Genomic DNA, 18,614 nt, shown 5'->3' with positions numbered 1-18,614 from the left:
GATTCCATCTCAGCCTCGTTCAGAGTTTGTGACAATTGTTGAGCGAGCCTTGGCGTCATTTCGTCTATGCCTGAGGGGTAACTGCGTTTCTGGAGCTCTAACTCATGCGCACAGGGATGTTTGCGCTGGCGCTCGGGCTGTTGTGCCTGGGCGTTCTCCCCGAGTTGCCATCGGTCGGGTGGCTGTGGCTGCTGTTCGGCGGCGGCCTGGTTTGCCTGGGCACACGGCTGTGGCCGCTGGGCTGCTGCGTGCTGGGTATGTGCTGGGCTTGCTGGTCGGCGCAGCAGGCACTGGATGATCGCCTGGCCCCAGGCCTGGATGGCCGAACGCTGTGGCTGGAGGGCAGGGTGGTCGGCTTGCCGGCCCATACGCTGAGTGGTGTGCGCTTTGAGTTGGAGCAACCTCGCTCGCGCCGCGCTGCGTTGCCCCAGCGCCTGCAATTGCACTGGTTCGATGGCCCGCCGGTGCGGGCTGGCGAGCGCTGGCGCCTGGCCGCTACCTTGCAGCGCCCGGCCGGGCTGCTCAACCCGCATGGTCCGGACCGGGAGGCGCAGTTGTTGGCCAGGCGTATCGGCGCCACTGGTACGGTCAAGGCGGGCCATGTGCTGGACGCCGCGCAGCCGGGTTGGCGTGACGCACTGCGCCAGCGCTTGTTGAGCGTCGCCGCGCATGGCCGGGAAGCGGCCCTTGTCGCATTGGTGCTCGGCGATGGCGCCGGCCTGGCCCGTGAGGACTGGCAAGCGCTGCAGGCCACGGGCACGGTACACCTGTTGGTGATCTCGGGGCAGCACATCGGCCTGGTCGCCGGCCTGCTTTACGCCTTGGTCGCCGGCCTGGCGCGCTGGGGCCTGTGGCCACGGGCGCTACCCTGGTTGCCGTGTGCGTGCGGCCTGGCACTGGGCGCGGCGCTGGCCTATGGCTGGCTGGCCGGTGCGGGGGTGCCGGTGCAGCGCGCCTGCCTGATGCTGGCGGTGGTTCTGCTCTGGCGCCTGCGCTTTCGCCATCTTGGGGCGCTGTTCCCTTTGCTGCTGGCCCTCATCGGGGTGCTGGTCGCCGAGCCGCTGGCGCCGCTGCTGCCAGGGTTCTGGTTGTCGTTTGCGGCGGTGGCGACCCTGGTCTACTGCTTCAGCTCACGTCTGGGCCGCTGGCGGCCCTGGCAAGGATGGACCCGCGCCCAGTGGGTGATCGCCATCGGCTTGCTGCCGGTACTGATCGCCACCGGTTTGCCAGTCAGCCTGAGTGCGCCACTGGCCAACTTGCTGGCAGTGCCCTGGGTCAGCCTTGCGGTATTGCCCTTGGCGCTGCTTGGAACGTTGCTGCTGCCCTTGGCAGGGGTTGGTGAAGGCCTGTTGTGGTTGGCGGGTGGGCTGCTGGATGTCTTGTTCCGGTTGCTGGCTTGGGTGGCGCACTGGCGCCCGGCGTGGATACCGCCTGCTTTGCCGGTCTGGGCCTGGCTGATGGTCTGTTTGGGGGCGTTGCTGGTGCTGCTGCCGTCCGGTGTGCCCCTGCGCAGCCTGGGCGGGGCGATGCTGCTGGCGTTGTGGGTGCCCAGGGAGGCTGTGCCGCAGGGGCAGGTGGAGGTCTGGCAGCTGGATGTCGGGCAGGGCTTGGCGGTACTGCTGCGCACGCAAAACCATAGCCTGCTTTACGACGCCGGCCCGGCGCGGGGCGAGAGCGATCTGGGTGAGCGGGTGGTGTTGCCGACCCTGCACAAGTTGGGCGTAAAGCGCCTGGACATCATGCTGATCAGCCATGCCCATGCCGACCATGCAGGTGGCGCGCCGGCTGTCTACCGTGGGTTGCCGGTGTTGCGTGTGCTGGGCGGCGAAGTGTTGGAGGACCTTGCACTGCAGCCTTGTGCCAGTGATGAGCAGTGGGAATGGGATGGCGTGCGCTTTTCGCTGTGGCATTGGGCCCAAGGGCAGAGCAGCAACGACCGCTCTTGCGTGTTGCTGGTCGAGGCGCAGGGGGAGCGGCTGCTGTTGGCAGGCGATATGGAGGCGGGCGCCGAGCGCGCGTGGTTGGCGGCCCACGCGACGCCACGTATCGATTGGTTGCAATCACCGCACCATGGCAGCCGCAGTTCCTCGACAGAGGCATTCATCCGCGCTACGGCGCCGCGCGGCGTGCTGATTTCACGGGGGCGCAACAACGGTTTTGGGCATCCGCATGTGCAGGTGGTCGAGCGCTATCGGCGGCATGGGATGGCCATTCACGATACGGCGGTGGAGGGGGCGTTGCGGTTGCTGCTGGGCAACCATGGCGAAGTGGAAGGGGTGCGGGCGCAAAAGCGCTTTTGGCGGGGCAGCGCGCCGTGATGGTTGATGAGCCTGCCCTGGGTATAGCCACACAATTCCCTGACCTTCGGCAGATGAGCCCCCCGCGCGCCTATGTTAGAGTGGCGGCCTTTTTCCGAGGGGGCGTTTACTGTGTGGGAATTGGTCAAGTCCGGTGGTTGGATGATGCTGCCGATCATTCTGAGCTCCATCGCTGCCATGGCTATCGTCGTCGAGCGCCTGTGGACCCTGCGCGCCAGCCGCGTTACCCCGCCGCACCTGCTGGGCCAGGTGTGGATGTGGATCAAGGACAAGCAGCTCACCAGTGACAAGCTCAAGGCCCTGCGCGCCGATTCGCCGCTGGGTGAAATCCTCGCTGCGGGCCTGGCCAACTCGCGCCATGGCCGTGAAATCATGAAAGAGTGCATCGAGGAGTCTGCCTCGCGGGTCATTCATGAACTGGAGCGCTACATCAGCACCCTCGGTACCATCGCCGCGATGGCCCCACTGCTCGGCCTGCTGGGTACCGTGCTGGGCATGATCGATATCTTCAGCGCCTTCATGGGGTCGCAGATGACCGCCAATGCGGCGGTGCTGGCCAGTGGTATCTCCAAGGCCCTTGTCACTACGGCAGCCGGCCTGATGGTCGGCATCCCGGCAGTGTTCTTCCACCGCTTCCTGTTGCGCCGCATCGACGAACTGGTGGTGGGCATGGAGCAGGAGGCGATCAAGCTGGTGGAGGTCATCCAGGGCGACCGCGAAGTCGAAGTGGCCGGAGGCAAGGCGTGAAGTTCCGGCGCAATCGCCAGCGGGAGAACGTCGACATCAACCTGGCGTCGTTGATCGACGTGGTGTTTGTCCTGCTGCTGTTCTTCGTGGTCACCACCACCTTTACCCGTGAGACCCAGCTGCGTGTGGAGCTGCCCGAGGCCGTCAGCGCCGAACAGCCCGTCGCAGACCCGGAAAAGCTGGTGGAGGTCACCATCAGTGCAGACGGCGTGTATTCGGTGAACAATCACCTGTTGCCCAAGAGCGACCTGGCGACCCTGACCGAGGCGATCCAGCGCGAATCGGGCGGTGACAACACGCTGCCGCTGGCCATCAGTGCCGACGGCAAGACCCCGCACCAGGCCGTGATCACTGCGATGGATGCCGCCGGCAAGCTCGGTTTCAGCCAGCTGCGCATGACCACCGTCGAGGCCGCCCAGGGGACACCTTGATGGCGCTCGCTGACCGTCTGCTAGCCGCCTGGTACGCCGGGCACCCGGCCCTTGCCCTGCTGCGCCCGCTCGAGGCGCTTTACCGGCGGGTAGTGACGCGCAAGCGCGCACGGTTTCTCAGTGGCGAAAGCGCCAGCTACCGCGCCCCGGTACCGGTCATCGTGGTGGGCAACATCACCATTGGTGGCACCGGCAAGACGCCGATGATCCTCTGGTTGATCGAGCATTGCCGGCGCCAAGGGCTGAAGGTGGGGGTGGTCAGCCGCGGCTACGGTGCAGAACCGCCTCGCTTGCCCTGGCGTGTCGAAGCCTCGCAGAGTGCCGAGCAGGCCGGCGATGAACCGTTGCTGATCGTTCAGCGCACGGGTGTGCCGCTGATGATCGACCCCGACCGCTCCCGCGCCGTGCAGGCATTGCTGGCCAGCGAGCCGTTGGACCTGATCCTGTGTGACGACGGTATGCAGCACTACCGCCTGGCACGCGACCTGGAACTGGTGCTGATCGACGCTGCGCGTGGCCTGGGCAATGGCCGCTGCTTACCGGCCGGGCCCCTGCGCGAGCCTGCCGAGCGCCTGCAAGAGGCTGATGCGGTGCTGTTCAACGGCGCCAGCGCCGACCGCCCGGAGGGCTTCGCCTTTCGTCTGCAACCCAGTGCGCTGGTCAACCTGCGCAGTGGCGAGCGCCGCGCGCTCGACTTCTTCCCGGCGGGCCAGCGCCTGCATGCGGTAGCCGGTATCGGCAACCCGCAACGTTTCTTCAATACCCTGCTGGGGCTAAACTGGCAGCCGGTGCCGCATCCGTTCGCCGACCACGCCCAGTTCAGCGCTCAGAGCCTGGCTTTCAGCCCGCCACTGCCGTTGGTGATGACCGAGAAGGATGCGGTGAAGTGCCGCGCCTTCGCTGCCGATGACTGGTGGTACCTGGCCGTGGAGGCCCTGCCTACGCCGGCCTTCTGCGACTGGTTCGACAGCCAGCTGCAACGCTTGCTGCCTGGGCATCGAACGCCCTGAGCCCGTTTTTCAATTTCCGGCCATCTGGCCTCAAGGACGCTTCCATGGACACCAAACTGCTCGACATCCTGGCCTGCCCGATCACCAAGGGCCCGCTCAAGCTCAGCGCTGACAAGACCGAGCTGATCAGCAAGGGCGCAGGCCTGGCCTATCCGATTCGCGATGGCATCCCGGTGATGCTGGAAAGCGAGGCGCGTACCCTGACCGACGACGAGCGTCTGGACAAATGAGCTTGAACTTTACCGTGGTCATTCCCGCCCGTCTGCGCTCGACGCGCCTGCCGGGCAAGCCGTTGCTGCTGATCGCCGGCAAGCCGATGGTTCAGCATGTCTGGGAGCAGGCGCGCAAGAGCGGTGCCGGCCGTGTGGTCATCGCCACCGACGACGCCGGTATCGTCGAGGCTTGTCAGGCCTTTGGCGCTGAAGTGCTGATGACCCGCGCCGACCATGAGTCGGGTACCGACCGCCTGGCTGAAGTGGCTGCGCAGCTTGGCTTGCCTGCCGACGCCATCGTGGTCAACGTCCAGGGTGACGAGCCGCTTATTCCGCCGGTGATCATCGATCAGGTCGCAGCCAACCTGGCGGCGCATCCGGAGGCAGGTATCGCGACCCTGGCCGAGCCGATCCACGACCCTGAAACCGTGTTCAACCCCAATGCGGTCAAGGTGGTCAGCGACAAGAACGGCCTGGCCTTGAGCTTCAGCCGTGCGCCGCTGCCGTGGGCGCGTGACGCTTTCGCCAAGGACCGCGATCAACTGCCGCAGGGCGTGCCCTACCGTCGCCATATCGGCATGTACGCCTACCGCGTCGGTTTCCTTCAGGACTTCGTCAGCTGGGGCCCGTGCTGGCTCGAGCAGACCGAGGCGCTTGAGCAGCTGCGTGCGCTGTGGCATGGCGTGCGTATTCACGTGGCGGACGCCATCGAGGCGCCAGCAGTGGGTGTCGATACTGCACAAGACCTCGAGCGCGTGCGGCGCTTGCTGGAGGCCTGATGCGCGTCCTGTTCGTTTGCCTGGGCAATATCTGCCGGTCGCCCACCGCCGAAGGTGTGCTGCGTCATCAGTTGCAGGCCGCAGGCCTGGCTGGGCAGGTTCACGTGGCCTCTGCCGGTACCGGTGACTGGCACGTGGGCAAGGGGCCTGACAGCCGCACCTGCAAGGCCGCCCTGGCGCGGGGCTATGACCTGTCGCGACAGCGTGCCCAGCAAGTCAAGGCTGAGCACTTTGCCGAGTACGACCTGATTCTGGCCATGGATGAAAGCAACCTGGGCCACCTGCGCGCCATGCGTCCGTACAATGCGACTGGCGAGCTGGACCTGTTCCTGCGCCGCTATGAGGCGGCTGTGGATGAAGTGCCGGACCCTTACTACGGCGGTGCAGAGGGCTTCGAGCAGGTGCTGGACCTGATCGAGGCGGCCTGCCGTGAGCTGGTTGTCGAAATCAAGGGGCGGTTATGACGGCGCACTGGCAGGAGCAGGTTTCGCTCAAGCCTTACAACACCTTCGGCATCGATGTTAAAGCCCGCTACTTCGCCCAGGTACATACCGACGATGAGGTGCGCGAGGCCCTGGCGCAAGCGCGCCAGCGAGGGCTTGCGGTGATGGTGATCGGCGGCGGCAGCAACGTGCTGCTGACCCGTGATGTCGACGCGCTGGTGCTGCACATGGCCAGCCGTGGCCGCCACGTCCTTGGCGATGACGCGGGGTGTGTGCTGGTGGAGGCCGAGGCGGGTGAGCCCTGGCATCCCTTCGTGCAATGGTCGTTGCAGCAAGGCCTTTGTGGCCTTGAAAACCTCAGCCTTATCCCGGGCACGGTGGGCGCGGCGCCAATGCAGAATGTGGGTGCCTATGGGGTGGAGATCAAGGATGTGTTCGCTGGCTTGACGGCACTGGACCGGCAGACGGGCGAGCTGCGTGACTTCGGGCTTGAGGAATGCGCCTTCGGTTACCGCGACAGCCTGTTCAAGCGTAACCCTGGGCGTTGGTTGATCCTGCGGGTGCGTTTTGCCCTGAGCCACCAGCTGCAGGCCCATCTGGATTACGGCCCGGTGCGTCAGCGTCTGGCCGAGCAGGGCGTGCAGGAGCCGACGGCGCAGGCGATCAGCGACGCTATTTGCAGCATTCGCCGCGAGAAGCTGCCCGATCCGGCCGAGTTGGGCAATGCCGGCAGCTTTTTCAAGAACCCGGTCGTTGCCGTCGAACAGGTGGCGCGCATCCGCGCTGAGTTTCCAGGTGTGGTGGCTTATCCCCAGGCTGACGGGCAGGTGAAGCTGGCCGCAGGCTGGTTGATCGAGCAGGCCGGCTGGAAGGGTTATCGGGATGGCGATGCCGGCGTACACCGCTTGCAGTCGCTGGTGCTGGTCAATTATGGCCAGGCGAGCGGGGCGCAGTTGCATGGCCTGGCGCAGCGCATCCAGGCGGATATCCTGGCGCGGTTCGGGGTTGAGCTGGAGATGGAGCCCAACCTGTACTGAGGCCGGTGCAGGCACGACAAACGGCCAAGAAAAAGCCCCGCCAGTTCACACTGGCGGGGCTTTTTCATTCAGCCGTGGCTATCAACCGTGATGAGGCTTGTGCTCATCGGCGGTCTCCAGCGCTGGCGTGCCAGCAGCGGCCGCTTCCTGCGCAGCCTTGGCTGCCGCTTCGGCCTCACGCTTGCGACGACGCACTTCGCGTGGGTCGTTAGGGGCGCGGCCGTTAGGCAGCATGACGGTGGCCGCTTCGACCGCTGCCGGTGCTTCTACCGGGGCAGGCTCGGCGACTACAGGTGCTGCTTCAACTACGGTTGCTACAGGCTCGGCAGCCACTTCTGGCTGGGTTTCGACGACAGCAGAAGGCAGCTCGGCAGCCGGCGCTTGTTCAGCGGCGACCTGGGCTTTCTCTGCTTCACCTGCTTCGATGGCCGGTGCTTCGACAGGTGCCTCTACAGGCGCCTCGGCAACCACTACCGGCTCGACCGCAGGGGCCTGTTCGACTACCGGCTCAGGCGCAACTTCAACCACAGGCTCGGCACTGGCTTGGACCGCGGCGACCGGCTCGCTGAGCGGCTGCTCGACCACAGGTGCAATGGCGACTTCCTCGGCCTTGGCGACGGCTTCGACCTGCTCGGCCGGCTGAGCGACTTCGCTGTTGTCGGTGGTCGCGGCTTCGGCACTGGCGCGTTCAGCCTGCTGGTTGGCTTGCGCTTCGGCGCCGGCACTGATGTTGCTGCTGGCGACAGCGGCGGTGACGGCCAGGCCGGCAGCCAGTTCGGCACCCAGCTCGGTGGCCTGGTGCTGTTGCGGTTGCTCGTCGCTGCCTTCTTCCTCGCTGCCTTCGATCAGCTCGCCATTGGCGTTGCGCTGGCGCTCACGACGGTTGCTGCGGCGACGCTGGCCGCGGGAGCGGCGGCGCGGACGCTCGTCATCGGAACCTTCCTGCTCGTCCTGTTGCAGCTCCTCGTTCGGCAGTTGCTCATCGGCGAGCTCTGCAGCCTTCTCGGCAGCCTGCTCAGCTTCACGTGGCTGGCGCTCTTCGCGTGGCGGGCGAGGCTGACGTTCTTCGCGCGGTGCGCGTTCTTCGCGAGGTGCACGCTCTTCACGTGGAGCGCGTTCTTCGCGTGGGGCACGCTCTTCACGAGGCGCACGTTCTTCGCGAGGTGCGCGTTCTTCGCGAGGCGCACGTTCTTCGCGAGGCGCACGTTCTTCGCGTGGAGCACGCTCTTCACGTGGCTGGCGCTCTTCACGAGCGGCCGGTGCTGCATCCAGAGGCTCACGCAGTTCGCGGACGCGCTCTTCGCGGTTGCCGCGGCGGTCTTCGCGTGGCTGGCGAGGTGCGCGCTCTTCACGAGGGGCACGTTCTTCACGAGGGGCGCGCTCTTCACGCGGCTGGCGCTCTTCACGCGGCGCACGCTCGGCGCGCTCTTCACGAGGTTTGCGCTCTTCGTCACGGCGGCCGTTGCGGTTGCGGCTCTGCTGGCGGCCGTTGCGACGCTCCTCGTTACGCTGAGTGCGCTCGGTGGCAGGCTTCTCGGCGGCGACCACCGGGGCGGCGGCAGGCTCTTCCTTGCCGGCGAACAGGCTGACCAGCGACTTCACCAGGCCTTTGAACAGGCTTGGCTCCGGTACGCTGGGTGCCGGGGCTGCCGGTGCGGCAGGCTGCTGTTCTTCGACAGCGCTCGGTACCGGAGCGTTGGCGCGGGCCGGTGCAGTCTTGACCGCTGCTTCCTGGCGCACCAGGGTGCGCGTGGCGGTCGGCTGCGGCGCTTCTTCGGTTTCGGTGGCGGCGATTTCGTAGCTGGACTGGTTGTTCAGCACTTCCGGGTTGTCGTCGCGCAGGCGCTGGACTTCGAAGTGCGGGGTTTCCAGGTGGTCGTTCGGCAGAATGATGATGCGGGCACGGGTGCGCAGTTCGATCTTGGTGATCGAGTTGCGCTTCTCGTTGAGCAGGAAGGCGGCCACCGGAATCGGTACCTGGGCGCGTACTTCGGCAGTACGGTCCTTCAGGGCTTCTTCTTCGATCAGGCGCAGGATGGCCAGGGACAGCGACTCGACATCACGGATGATGCCGGTGCCGGAGCAGCGCGGGCAGACGATGCCGCTGCTTTCGCCCAGCGACGGGCGCAGGCGCTGACGGGACATTTCCAGCAGGCCGAAGCGCGAGATGCGGCCGACCTGCACGCGGGCGCGGTCTGCCTCGAGGGCTTCGCGTACACGCTCTTCGACGGCGCGCTGGTTTTTCGCCGGCGTCATGTCGATGAAGTCGATGACGATCAGGCCGCCGATGTCACGCAGGCGCAGCTGGCGGGCGATTTCCTCGGCCGCTTCCAGGTTGGTCTGCAGGGCGGTTTCCTCGATGTCGCTGCCCTTGGTGGCGCGCGCCGAGTTGATGTCGATGGAAACCAGGGCCTCGGTCGGGTCGATCACGATCGAGCCGCCCGATGGCAGGTCGACGACGCGCTGGAAGGCGGTTTCGATCTGGCTTTCGATCTGGAAGCGGTTGAACAGCGGCACGCTGTCTTCGTACAGCTTGACCTTGCTGGCGTACTGCGGCATCACCTGGCGGATGAAGGTCAGGGCTTCTTCCTGGGCATCGATGCTGTCGATCAGCACTTCGCCGATGTCCTGGCGCAGGTAGTCGCGGATGGCGCGGATGATGACGTTGCTTTCCTGGTAGATCAGGAAGGGTGCAGCGCGATCCAGGGATGCTTCCTTGATGGCGGTCCACAGCTGCAGCAGGTAATCGAGGTCCCACTGCATTTCTTCGCTGCTGCGGCCAAGGCCAGCGGTGCGCACGATCAGGCCCATGTCGCCTGGCACGGTCAGGCCGTTGAGGGCTTCACGCAGTTCGTTGCGCTCTTCGCCTTCGATGCGGCGGGAGATGCCGCCAGCGCGTGGGTTGTTGGGCATCAGCACCAGGTAGCGACCTGCCAGACTGATGAAGGTGGTCAGGGCGGCGCCTTTGTTGCCGCGCTCTTCCTTCTCGACCTGGACGATGACTTCCTGGCCTTCGCTCAGGACATCCTTGATGTTGACGCGGCCTTCAGGGGCTTTCTTGAAGTACTCGCGGGAGATTTCCTTCAGCGGCAGGAAGCCGTGACGTTCGGAGCCGAAGTCGACGAAGGCGGCTTCGAGGCTGGGCTCGATCCGGGTGATCTTGCCTTTGTAGATGTTGGCCTTTTTCTGCTCACGCGCGCCGGACTCGATGTCCAGGTCGTAGAGACGTTGGCCGTCCACCAGGGCTACACGCAACTCTTCGGGTTGAGTTGCGTTAATCAGCATTCTTTTCATGTTGTACCGTCGGTTTCCGGGCTGCCGGAAACGGCGTTCGGCACACACGACTTCTCATGGTCGGTGCCAAGGTGCGCAAAGGGTGGCCGGGCCACCCCCGTGTCGAGCAACGTTCGGCACCAGCCGGTTTCCCAGCCTGCCGTTGTCGCGACGACGCGTCCTGTTTGCTGCGGTGCCAAGAGGCCCCTGCGGTATCTGCAGAGATATCCGAATCGATATCCGAATCAACCCAGCAGGCCTCGTGCACTCAGTCAGGAGGAGGAATCAACCGTCAGCCGTGGACGCCCATGGGGCATCTGTTCAGGACCTTATCCGCTCGCCGGCCATTCACTGGGCCGGTGGCCGGACGCGGTGCTACACGGTCCGAGGGCTGTGCATCTCCACCCTGCACGTATCCCTGATAATTCGGGTGCTGCCGCGCGCTGAATCCGCAACGGGTTGCATTTTTCGCCAGCGCAGTTTCCGCGCTGACGCCATTCATGTCCAAGGCAGGTATTTCCGAAGCATTCGCCGTGCGTTGCGTGCAAGCGTCGGGGCGGGCAGAGGTGCAGCGAAAAGAAGCGGGTAAGCAGGTGAAACACCGCACTTGTCGTTTTTTTTCGGTCTTCTCTACACAGCGCTGGTGGCGATTCCAGGCAATTCGGTAAACTGGCGAAAACCCCGTAGGACGGCCTCGCGTCCTGCAGAATTGCGTTGGTCAGGGACCGGCCAAGGGCCTGGTTCCGCTGGCCTGCCGCTTTTGGCGGCGTTCGCGACTATAGCAGTAATGATTAAGTGCTTCAATTCCATAAAAAATTGTTATGATCCCTTGATGACGACCAATACCCCTCCGACTTCCGGCGTTCAGCTGATCGAAGTCGCGCCGGAGCTTGCCGGCCAACGCATCGACAATTTCCTCATCACGGCGCTCAAGGGTGTACCCAGAACGCTGGTCTACCGCATCCTGCGCAAAGGCGAGGTTCGGGTCAACAAGGGCCGTGTCAAGCCTGAGTACAAGATCCAGGCGGGTGACATCGTCCGTGTGCCCCCTGTGCGCCTCCCCGAGCGTGACGAGCCGGCCCCGGTTGCCCAGGGGCTGCTGCAGCGCCTGGAAGCTGCCATCGTCTACGAGGACAAGGCGCTGATCGTGATGAACAAGCCGGCCGGTATCGCCGTGCATGGCGGCAGTGGCCTGAGCTTCGGTGTGATCGAGGCGCTGCGCCAGTTGCGCCCCGATGCCAAGGAGCTGGAGCTGGTGCACCGCCTGGACCGCGACACCTCGGGCCTGCTGATGATTGCCAAGAAGCGCAGCATGCTGCGCCACCTGCATGCCGCGCTGCGTGGCGATGGGGTCGACAAGCGCTACATGGCGCTGGTGCGTGGCCACTGGCCTACCTCGAAGAAGCAGGTCAATGCTCCGTTGCTCAAGAGCAACCTGCGTTCGGGCGAGCGTATGGTCGAGGTGAACGAGGAGGGCAAGGAGGCGCTCACCCTGTTCCGTGTGCTTCGCCGTTTCGGCGAGTTCGCCACCATTGTCGAGGCGCGCCCCATCACGGGGCGTACCCATCAGATTCGCGTACATACTCTGCACGCTGGCCACATGATCGCTGGTGACAGCAAGTACGGCGACGAGGATTTCAGCCGCGAAATTCGTGACTTGGGAGGCAAGCGCCTGTTCCTGCACGCCTATGCGCTCACGGTGCCGCTGCCTGATGGTGGTGAGCTCAAGCTCGAAGCGCCTGTGGACGAAGTCTGGGCGAAAACCGTGGAGCGTCTGGGGGCGTCCTGATTCATGAAAAAGTCTTACGAGTTGCTGATCTTCGACTGGGACGGCACCTTGGCCGACTCGATCGGGCGGATCGTCGAGGCGATGAATGCCGCCGCCGAGCGCGCCGGTGAGGCGCCAAGCCCGGAGGAGGCGGTCAAGGGCATCATCGGCCTGGCGCTTGGTGAAGCCATTTCAACCCTCTATCCGCACCTCGATCCTGTGCAGGTCGAAACCTTCCGTCAGCACTATGCCGACATCTATACGGCGCTTGATCAGCAGCCTTCTCCGTTGTTCGAGGGGGTGGTCGAGTCGCTGGATGCCTTCCGGGTCGAGGGTTATCGCCTGGCTGTGGCGACCGGCAAGGCGCGTCGTGGTCTGGACCGGGTGCTCAAGGCCAATGGCTGGGAGCGTTTTTTCGACATCACCCGCGCCGCTGATGAGACCCGTGGCAAGCCGCACCCGCTGATGCTCGAGGAGATTCTAGGGCATTGCGGTGTCGAACCTGGGCGGGCGCTGATGGTCGGAGATTCGGCATTCGATCTGCTGATGGCCAATAACGCCGGTATGCATTCTGCGGCCGTGGGCTATGGTGCCATGTCGCTGCAGGCTTTGGCCGAGTTCGGTCCGCAAGTGTGCATCGATCACTTTTCCCAGCTGCGCGAGTGGCTGGCAGGTTCTGCGCAAATCCAATTCCAAGGTAGGTGAGCATGGTTGACGAGTGGAAAGCACCCGGTTCCGAGACTGAAGAAGAGCGCCTGGCGCGCGAAGACCGTCAAGAGGATGAGCGTGTAGAGCGCAAAAGCTGGAAGCTGCTGGAGAAGACCCTGCTGGCCGGTGTCCAGGAGCAGCGCCGGGCGCGTCGCTGGGGGATCTTCTTCAAGCTGCTGACCTTCGTCTACCTCTTCGGCGTATTGGCCCTGTTCCTGCCTTGGACGGATATGGACAAGGCCGCTTCGCGCAGCACCAGCCATACCGCATTGGTGGAAGTGCGCGGGGTGATCGCCGATCAGGAAGCTGCCAGTGCCGACAATCTGGTCAAGAGCCTGCGCGAGGCGTTCAAGGATCCAAAGACCAAGGCCGTGGTCATGCGTATCAATAGCCCCGGAGGCAGCCCGGTCCAGGCAGGTTATGTCTATGACGAGATTCGCCGGCTGCGCGGTGAGTATCCGGACATCAAGCTGTACGCGGTAATCGCTGACCTGGGTGCGTCGGGTGCCTATTACATTGCCAGTGCGGCGGACGAGATCTATGCCGACAAGGCTAGCCTGGTGGGGTCCATTGGTGTGACGGCGGCCGGGTATGGCTTTGTGGGGTCGATGGAGAAGCTTGGTGTGGAACGGCGCACGTATACCGCCGGTGAGCACAAGGCCTTCCTGGATCCGTTCTCGCCGGAGAAGCCTGAAGAGCGGGCGTTCTGGCAGGGCGTGCTGAATACCACCCATCAGCAGTTCATTGCCATGGTCAAGCAGGGCAGGGGTGATCGCCTGAAAGACAAGGAGCACCCTGAGCTGTTCAGTGGCCTGGTGTGGTCGGGTGAGCAGGCCAAGGCGCTGGGGCTTGTCGATGGCCTGGGCAGTGCGAGCTATGTGGCGCGTGAGATCGTGGGGGAGAAGGAGCTGGTCGACTTCACGGTCGAGGAGTCACCGTTCGATCGCTTCTCCAAGCGCATTGGTGCCAGCGTGGCGGAGAAGTTGGCCATGTACATGGGCTTCCAGGGGCCTGCCTTGCGCTGAGTGCCTGCCTGGCCCCATCGCCGGCAATTGCTGCATAAGGCTTGCGGGTGATGGGGCGCAAGACCGCCTCTGGTGGTCTCAGGGCACTGTCACGCCTTCCGTGCTCAGCATATCCACCAGCCGGATCAACGGCAGCCCGATCAGGCTGGTGGCATCGCACCCGTGGGTGCTCTTGAACAAGCTCACACCCAGCCCCTCGGCCTTGAAGCTGCCTGCGCAATCGAGCGGCTGCTCGGCCGTCACGTAGCGCTCCACGCGCTCCCGGTCCAGTTCCCGCATCGTTACGGTAAACGGCACGCAATCGACCTGGCATTGCCCTGTGGCGGTGTTCAGCAGTGCCACCCCGGTCAGGAAGGTGACGTGCTGTCCGCTGGCCTCCAGCAATTGCTCGCAGGCGCGCTCGAAACTGTGCGGCTTGCCCAGGATCTGCTCGCCCAGTACCGCGACCTGGTCGGAGCCGATGATCAGGTGCTGCGGGTGGCTGCCGGCCAGTGCCTCGGCCTTCTGCCTGGCCAGGCGTCGCACCAGCTCTGTGGCGGGCTCGTCAGCGAGCCGCCGCTCGTCAAGGTCGGGGCTTGCCCAGGTGAAGGGCAGGCGCAGGCGCGCGAGCAGTTCGCGCCGGTAAGGGGAGCTGGAAGCCAGCAACAAAGGCAGCATGGTAGACTCCTGATCAGTTGATCCCGATTCTAACATGCAACATACCGCCGAATTTCCTTTGACAGGTGCAGGGGGCATCCCTAGAATGCTGCGCCTATGTTGAATGACCCGATTCCACCTCACGTTGACCCGCGCAAATTAGCCGATCGTGGCGTAACCCTTAACGGTTCGCTGCAACTCGCTGATTTGGAAAGACTCTGCGACCCGCTTTCCGACAATGTCGGTACGGTGCAGGCGAAGTTCGATTTTGAACGAGATGAACAGCACGTGGTGGTTATCCACAGCGAGCTGGATGTCGAAGTCAAAATGGTTTGCCAGCGTTGTCTTGAGCTGGTCACCCTGCCGATTCACAGCGAATGCACTTACGCTGTGGTGAAGGAGGGTGCGAATACCCAGTCGTTGCCGAAAGGCTATGACGTGCTGGAACTGGGCGAAGATCCTTTGGATCTGCAGGCCTTGATCGAGGAGGAGCTTCTGCTCGCCTTGCCCATCGTGCCTGCTCATCATCCGGAAGAATGCCAGCAGCCGGCGGGCGCAGACGAGCCCGAATCGAGCAAGGACGAGGTATCGCGGTCCAACCCGTTCAGTGTTTTGGCGCAGTTAAAGCGTGACCCAAACGTTTAGGAGTTAATCAATTATGGCTGTTCAGCAGAACAAAAAATCCCGCTCTGCCCGTGACATGCGCCGTTCGCACGACGCTCTGTCGGAAAACGCGCTGTCGGTAGAAAAGACCACCGGTGAAGTACACCTGCGTCACCACGTATCGCCAGAAGGCGTATACCGTGGTCGTAAAGTGATCGACAAGGGCGCTGACGAGTAATCCTTGTCTGCTCAGATCATCGCGATCGACGCAATGGGCGGGGACTTCGGTCCCCGCAGCATTGTCCAGGCTAGCATAGCCTGCCTTTCGGCTACCCCCTCGCTGCACCTGACCCTCGTCGGTCAACCATCCCTCCTAGAAGATCTTGTCAGTGGCCTTGCGGCTGCGGATCGTGCGCGCCTGCAGATTGTCGCTGCCAGTGAGGTGATCGGTATGGACGAGCGGCCATCCCAGGCGCTGCGCGGCAAGCCGGACTCGTCGATGCGCATCGCCCTTGAACTGGTGCGTGATGGCAAGGCCCAGGCCTGCGTCAGTGCCGGCAATACCGGCGCGCTGATGGCGTTGTCGCGCTTGGTGCTCAAGACGCTGCCGGGTATCGATCGGCCTGCCATGGTCGCGGCTATCCCGACTCAGGCGGGGTACTGCCAGTTGCTCGACCTGGGTGCCAATGTCGACTGCAGTGCCGAAAACCTCTACCAGTTCGCTGTAATGGGCTCGGTGGCCGCACAGGCCTTGGGTGTCCAGCGCCCGCGGGTGGCACTGTTGAATATCGGCACCGAGGACATCAAGGGCAATCAGCAGGTCAAGCTGGCTGCCACGCTGTTGCAGAACGCTCGCGGCCTCAATTATGTCGGCTTCGTCGAGGGTGATGGCCTTTATCGGGGGGAGGCGGACGTGGTGGTGTGCGACGGCTTTGTCGGCAATATCCTGCTCAAGTCCAGCGAGGGCCTGGCGACGATGATCGCTGCGCGTATCGAAAAACTGTTCAAGGGTGGCCCGCTGTCACGTGTTGCCGGGGCTGTCGCGATGCCGTTGCTCAAGCGTCTGCAGGCCGACCTGGCGCCGGCGCGGCACAATGGGGCAAGTTTTCTGGGGCTGCAGGGTATCGTCATCAAGAGCCATGGCTCGGCCGGCGTGCAGGGCTTTCAAAGCGCCATCCAGCGTGCGCTGATCGAGATCCAGGAAAACCTCCCGCAGCGCTTGCACGGGCGCCTTGAAGACCTGTTGCCTTAGGCATTTCGCCGATGAAGTGCTTAAATGTGACCGCTTGGTCCGCGTTTCCATCCAAGTTTTCAGTTTCCGCGTCTAGTCTTTGGCTCGGCGCACCCTATCCGACGACAAGATCATAAGGGCTTGTTCAATGTCTGCATCCCTCGCATTCGTCTTCCCCGGTCAAGGTTCCCAGTCGCTGGGCATGCTCAAAGAACTGGGCGCTGAAAAGCCGGTGATCGTTGAGACCTTCAAGGAAGCCTCCGAGGCTCTGGGTTACGACCTGTGGGAGCTGGTCCAGGAAGGCCCGGAAGAGCAACTCAATCAAACCGACAAGACCCAACCGGCCATTCTCACTGCCTCCATCGCCCTGTGGCGCCTGTGGCTGGAGGAGGGTGGCGCGCAGCCGGCCTTCGTGTCGGGCCACAGCCTGGGCGAGTACAGCGCTCTGGTCGCTGCTGGCAGCCTGTCGCTCAAAGACGCCGTCAAGCTGGTCAAGCGCCGTGGCGAACTGATGCAGGAAGCCGTGCCGGCCGGTCATGGCGCCATGGCCGCCATCCTCGGCCTGGGCGACGATGATGTGAAGGCCATTTGCGCCGAAGCGGCCGAAGATGAAGTGGTCAGCGCAGTCAACTTCAACTCGCCGGGCCAGGTGGTCATCGCCGGCAACGTCGCGGCGGTCAATCGTGCCATCGAGCTGTGCAAGGCCAAGGGCGCCAAGCGCGCCTTGCCGCTGCCGGTCAGCGTGCCGTCGCACTGCGCCCTGATGAAGCCGGCTGCCGATCGTTTCGCCGAGCACGTCAATGCCGTCGAATGGAAGGCGCCGCAGATTCCGGTAGTGCAGAACGTTACTGCCGCCGTCGCCGCCGACCTCGACACCCTCAAGCAGGATCTGCTGGCGCAGCTGTATCAGCCGGTTCGCTGGGTTGAATGCGTGCAGACCCTCGCCGCGAACGGCGCGGTCAACCTGGTCGAATGTGGCCCGGGCAAGGTGCTGGCCGGCCTGAACAAGCGTTGCGCCGACGGTGTGACCACCTACAACCTCAACACCCCCGACGCCGTCGCCGCCACCCGTGCGGCGCTGGCCTGAATTTGGAGAAGCTTGCATGAGCCTGCAAGGTAAAGTTGCACTGGTTACCGGCGCCAGCCGGGGTATCGGCCAGGCCATCGCCCTCGAGCTGGGCCGCCAGGGCGCTACCGTGATCGGTACCGCCACCTCGGCTTCCGGTGCCGAGCGCATCGCTGCCACCCTGAAAGAGCACGGTATCACCGGTACCGGCATGGAGCTGAACGTCACCAGCGCCGAGTCGGTGGAGGCGGTACTGGGTGCCATCGGCGAGCAGTTCGGTGCCCCGGCCATTCTGGTCAACAACGCTGGCATCACCCGCGACAACCTCATGCTGCGCATGAAGGACGACGAGTGGTTCGATGTGATCGACACCAACCTGAACAGCCTCTACCGTTTGTCCAAGGGCGTGCTGCGTGGCATGACCAAGGCGCGTTGGGGTCGTATCATCAGCATCGGCTCGGTCGTCGGTGCCATGGGTAACGCTGGCCAGGCCAACTATGCGGCCGCCAAGGCCGGCCTGGAAGGCTTCAGCCGCGCCCTGGCGCGTGAAGTCGGCTCGCGCGGCATCACCGTCAATTCGGTGACCCCGGGCTTCATCGATACCGACATGACCCGCGAATTGCCAGAAGCGCAGCGCGAAGCCCTGCAGACCCAGATTCCGCTGGGCCGCCTGGGTCAGGCCGAAGAAATCGCCAAGGTGGTTTCCTTCCTGGCATCCGACGGCGCAGCCTATGTCACCGGCGCTACCGTGCCGGTGAACGGCGGGATGTACATGTAACACTGCAACTCAATGTGACGGATTGCTTAAAAAAAGAGTCATACTCCCAGCCTAAAATCCGTTATAAAGCTGCAACCAGATTCCAGGCAGGGGGCAGGGTGACTGAAGCGAAGGTGCGTTCCGCTTGAAAAGCGAACGTCTTTCTATAAAATTGGTCACCGGCCAGCTGCCTGACATATATCCATTAGGAGTGAAAACTAGGTATGAGCACCATCGAAGAACGCGTCAAGAAAATCGTCGCCGAGCAACTGGGCGTCAAGGAAGAGGAAATCAAGAACGAATCTTCTTTCGTTGATGATCTGGGTGCCGACTCGCTTGACACCGTTGAGCTGGTGATGGCTCTGGAAGAGGAATTCGAGACCGAAATCCCTGACGAAGAAGCCGAGAAGATCACTACCGTTCAAGCGGCCATCGACTACGTCAACGCCCACCAGGCTTAAGACGCTGTAGTCGACGCTTCTTGTCGAGAAGAACCGCACTGCCTTTGCCGGCGTGCGGTTTTTTCTTTGCGAAGGTCCTGCAATGATCCGCGGGCTTCGAGAGCCTGTT

The 18,614-nt window shown here is 63.8% G+C and carries 19 protein-coding genes; 17 read left to right on the top strand and 2 right to left on the bottom strand.

The window, feature by feature from the left end; all coding sequences use genetic code 11:
• The first annotated feature begins 104 nt into the window (after positions 1–104).
• The 8 genes from IWW33_RS04025 to murB all read left to right on the top strand — a co-directional run bounded on the left by IWW33_RS04025 (position 105) and on the right by murB (position 6,977).
• Positions 105–2,318: a DNA internalization-related competence protein ComEC/Rec2 gene (locus IWW33_RS04025; protein ID WP_119688513.1), complete on the top strand. Its 2,214-nt coding sequence runs from the start codon at positions 105–107 to the stop codon at positions 2,316–2,318.
• A gap of 111 nt (positions 2,319–2,429) precedes the next feature.
• Positions 2,430–3,065, top strand: coding sequence for a MotA/TolQ/ExbB proton channel family protein (locus tag IWW33_RS04020; RefSeq protein ID WP_039601022.1), 636 nt, complete (start codon positions 2,430–2,432; stop codon positions 3,063–3,065).
• A complete protein-coding gene (locus IWW33_RS04015; RefSeq protein ID WP_012313421.1) occupies positions 3,062–3,496 on the top strand; it encodes a biopolymer transporter ExbD in 435 nt (144 codons plus the stop codon). Before IWW33_RS04020 ends, IWW33_RS04015 begins: the two co-directional genes overlap by 4 nt.
• Positions 3,496–4,506, top strand: a complete 1,011-nt coding sequence (gene lpxK, locus IWW33_RS04010) for a tetraacyldisaccharide 4'-kinase (protein ID WP_119688514.1) — start codon at positions 3,496–3,498, stop codon at positions 4,504–4,506. The genes IWW33_RS04015 and lpxK overlap by 1 nt, the downstream gene beginning before the upstream one ends.
• 44 nt (positions 4,507–4,550) lie before the next feature.
• Positions 4,551–4,736, top strand: coding sequence for a Trm112 family protein (locus IWW33_RS04005; RefSeq protein WP_003247142.1), 186 nt, complete (start codon positions 4,551–4,553; stop codon positions 4,734–4,736).
• The gene (gene kdsB / locus IWW33_RS04000; RefSeq protein ID WP_046786568.1) at positions 4,733–5,497 is read left to right on the top strand and encodes a 3-deoxy-manno-octulosonate cytidylyltransferase; all 765 of its coding nucleotides are present in this window, start codon (positions 4,733–4,735) and stop codon (positions 5,495–5,497) included. The genes IWW33_RS04005 and kdsB overlap by 4 nt, the downstream gene beginning before the upstream one ends.
• Positions 5,497–5,961 (top strand): low molecular weight protein-tyrosine-phosphatase, encoded by a 465-nt coding sequence (locus IWW33_RS03995; protein WP_115275614.1) that lies wholly within the window; start codon positions 5,497–5,499, stop codon positions 5,959–5,961. The genes kdsB and IWW33_RS03995 overlap by 1 nt, the downstream gene beginning before the upstream one ends.
• Complete coding sequence (gene murB / locus IWW33_RS03990; RefSeq protein WP_174141824.1) at positions 5,958–6,977, top strand: UDP-N-acetylmuramate dehydrogenase; 1,020 nt, start codon at positions 5,958–5,960, stop codon at positions 6,975–6,977. Before IWW33_RS03995 ends, murB begins: the two co-directional genes overlap by 4 nt.
• Positions 6,978–7,058: 81 nt before the next feature.
• Here murB and rne read toward each other — a convergent pair whose 3' ends face one another.
• The gene (rne, locus tag IWW33_RS03985) at positions 7,059–10,271 is read right to left on the bottom strand and encodes a ribonuclease E (protein ID WP_174141823.1); all 3,213 of its coding nucleotides are present in this window, start codon (positions 10,269–10,271) and stop codon (positions 7,059–7,061) included.
• Between the two features lie 811 nt (positions 10,272–11,082).
• Between rne and rluC the strand changes: the two genes are divergently transcribed.
• The 3 genes from rluC to IWW33_RS03970 are packed head-to-tail and all read left to right on the top strand — an operon-like array spanning position 11,083 to position 13,751.
• The gene (gene rluC, locus IWW33_RS03980; protein WP_115275617.1) at positions 11,083–12,039 is read left to right on the top strand and encodes a 23S rRNA pseudouridine(955/2504/2580) synthase RluC; all 957 of its coding nucleotides are present in this window, start codon (positions 11,083–11,085) and stop codon (positions 12,037–12,039) included.
• Positions 12,040–12,042: 3 nt separating this feature from the next.
• Positions 12,043–12,723: an HAD family hydrolase gene (locus IWW33_RS03975; protein ID WP_115275618.1), complete on the top strand. Its 681-nt coding sequence runs from the start codon at positions 12,043–12,045 to the stop codon at positions 12,721–12,723.
• Between the two features lie 2 nt (positions 12,724–12,725).
• Complete coding sequence (locus tag IWW33_RS03970; RefSeq protein ID WP_046786562.1) at positions 12,726–13,751, top strand: S49 family peptidase; 1,026 nt, start codon at positions 12,726–12,728, stop codon at positions 13,749–13,751.
• A 78-nt stretch (positions 13,752–13,829) separates the two neighbouring features.
• On the opposite strand, the gene IWW33_RS03965 is transcribed toward IWW33_RS03970, so the two are convergent.
• Complete coding sequence (locus tag IWW33_RS03965) at positions 13,830–14,408, bottom strand: nucleoside triphosphate pyrophosphatase (RefSeq protein ID WP_115275619.1); 579 nt, start codon at positions 14,406–14,408, stop codon at positions 13,830–13,832.
• Between the two features lie 96 nt (positions 14,409–14,504).
• Between IWW33_RS03965 and IWW33_RS03960 the strand changes: the two genes are divergently transcribed.
• The 6 genes from IWW33_RS03960 to acpP all read left to right on the top strand — a co-directional run bounded on the left by IWW33_RS03960 (position 14,505) and on the right by acpP (position 18,505).
• The gene (locus tag IWW33_RS03960) at positions 14,505–15,032 is read left to right on the top strand and encodes a YceD family protein (protein WP_012313431.1); all 528 of its coding nucleotides are present in this window, start codon (positions 14,505–14,507) and stop codon (positions 15,030–15,032) included.
• Between the two features lie 13 nt (positions 15,033–15,045).
• Positions 15,046–15,228: a 50S ribosomal protein L32 gene (gene rpmF, locus IWW33_RS03955; protein WP_010223221.1), complete on the top strand. Its 183-nt coding sequence runs from the start codon at positions 15,046–15,048 to the stop codon at positions 15,226–15,228.
• A 3-nt stretch (positions 15,229–15,231) separates the two neighbouring features.
• Complete coding sequence (gene plsX / locus IWW33_RS03950; RefSeq protein ID WP_080952128.1) at positions 15,232–16,242, top strand: phosphate acyltransferase PlsX; 1,011 nt, start codon at positions 15,232–15,234, stop codon at positions 16,240–16,242.
• Positions 16,243–16,369: 127 nt separating this feature from the next.
• Positions 16,370–17,308, top strand: a complete 939-nt coding sequence (fabD, locus tag IWW33_RS03945) for an ACP S-malonyltransferase (protein WP_046786559.1) — start codon at positions 16,370–16,372, stop codon at positions 17,306–17,308.
• A 16-nt stretch (positions 17,309–17,324) separates the two neighbouring features.
• Positions 17,325–18,065 (top strand): 3-oxoacyl-ACP reductase FabG, encoded by a 741-nt coding sequence (gene fabG / locus IWW33_RS03940; RefSeq protein ID WP_008096412.1) that lies wholly within the window; start codon positions 17,325–17,327, stop codon positions 18,063–18,065.
• 203 nt (positions 18,066–18,268) lie between these two features.
• Positions 18,269–18,505 carry an acyl carrier protein gene (acpP, locus tag IWW33_RS03935; protein ID WP_039603098.1) on the top strand — a complete coding sequence of 79 codons (237 nt, stop codon included), beginning with the start codon at positions 18,269–18,271 and terminating at the stop codon, positions 18,503–18,505.
• Positions 18,506–18,614: the final 109 nt, after the last annotated feature.

The organism is Pseudomonas sp. M2 (assembly GCF_015751845.1).
Taxonomy (GTDB): Bacteria; Pseudomonadota; Gammaproteobacteria; order Pseudomonadales; family Pseudomonadaceae; genus Aquipseudomonas; species Aquipseudomonas putida_E.
Note: the sequence above shows the minus strand (reverse complement) of the source record. Positions and strands in the feature narration are given on the sequence as shown.

Coding starts and splice junctions, on each gene's coding strand:
- IWW33_RS04025 (WP_119688513.1), top strand. CDS start 105: ATGCGCACAGGGATGTTTGCGCTGGCGCTCGGGCTGTTGTGCCTGGGC.
- lpxK (WP_119688514.1), top strand. CDS start 3,496: ATGGCGCTCGCTGACCGTCTGCTAGCCGCCTGGTACGCCGGGCACCCG.
- IWW33_RS04005 (WP_003247142.1), top strand. CDS start 4,551: ATGGACACCAAACTGCTCGACATCCTGGCCTGCCCGATCACCAAGGGC.
- kdsB (WP_046786568.1), top strand. CDS start 4,733: ATGAGCTTGAACTTTACCGTGGTCATTCCCGCCCGTCTGCGCTCGACG.
- IWW33_RS03995 (WP_115275614.1), top strand. CDS start 5,497: ATGCGCGTCCTGTTCGTTTGCCTGGGCAATATCTGCCGGTCGCCCACC.
- murB (WP_174141824.1), top strand. CDS start 5,958: ATGACGGCGCACTGGCAGGAGCAGGTTTCGCTCAAGCCTTACAACACC.
- rne (WP_174141823.1), bottom strand. CDS start 10,271: ATGAAAAGAATGCTGATTAACGCAACTCAACCCGAAGAGTTGCGTGTA.
- rluC (WP_115275617.1), top strand. CDS start 11,083: ATGACGACCAATACCCCTCCGACTTCCGGCGTTCAGCTGATCGAAGTC.
- IWW33_RS03975 (WP_115275618.1), top strand. CDS start 12,043: ATGAAAAAGTCTTACGAGTTGCTGATCTTCGACTGGGACGGCACCTTG.
- IWW33_RS03970 (WP_046786562.1), top strand. CDS start 12,726: ATGGTTGACGAGTGGAAAGCACCCGGTTCCGAGACTGAAGAAGAGCGC.
- IWW33_RS03965 (WP_115275619.1), bottom strand. CDS start 14,408: ATGCTGCCTTTGTTGCTGGCTTCCAGCTCCCCTTACCGGCGCGAACTG.
- IWW33_RS03960 (WP_012313431.1), top strand. CDS start 14,505: ATGTTGAATGACCCGATTCCACCTCACGTTGACCCGCGCAAATTAGCC.
- rpmF (WP_010223221.1), top strand. CDS start 15,046: ATGGCTGTTCAGCAGAACAAAAAATCCCGCTCTGCCCGTGACATGCGC.
- fabD (WP_046786559.1), top strand. CDS start 16,370: ATGTCTGCATCCCTCGCATTCGTCTTCCCCGGTCAAGGTTCCCAGTCG.
- fabG (WP_008096412.1), top strand. CDS start 17,325: ATGAGCCTGCAAGGTAAAGTTGCACTGGTTACCGGCGCCAGCCGGGGT.
- acpP (WP_039603098.1), top strand. CDS start 18,269: ATGAGCACCATCGAAGAACGCGTCAAGAAAATCGTCGCCGAGCAACTG.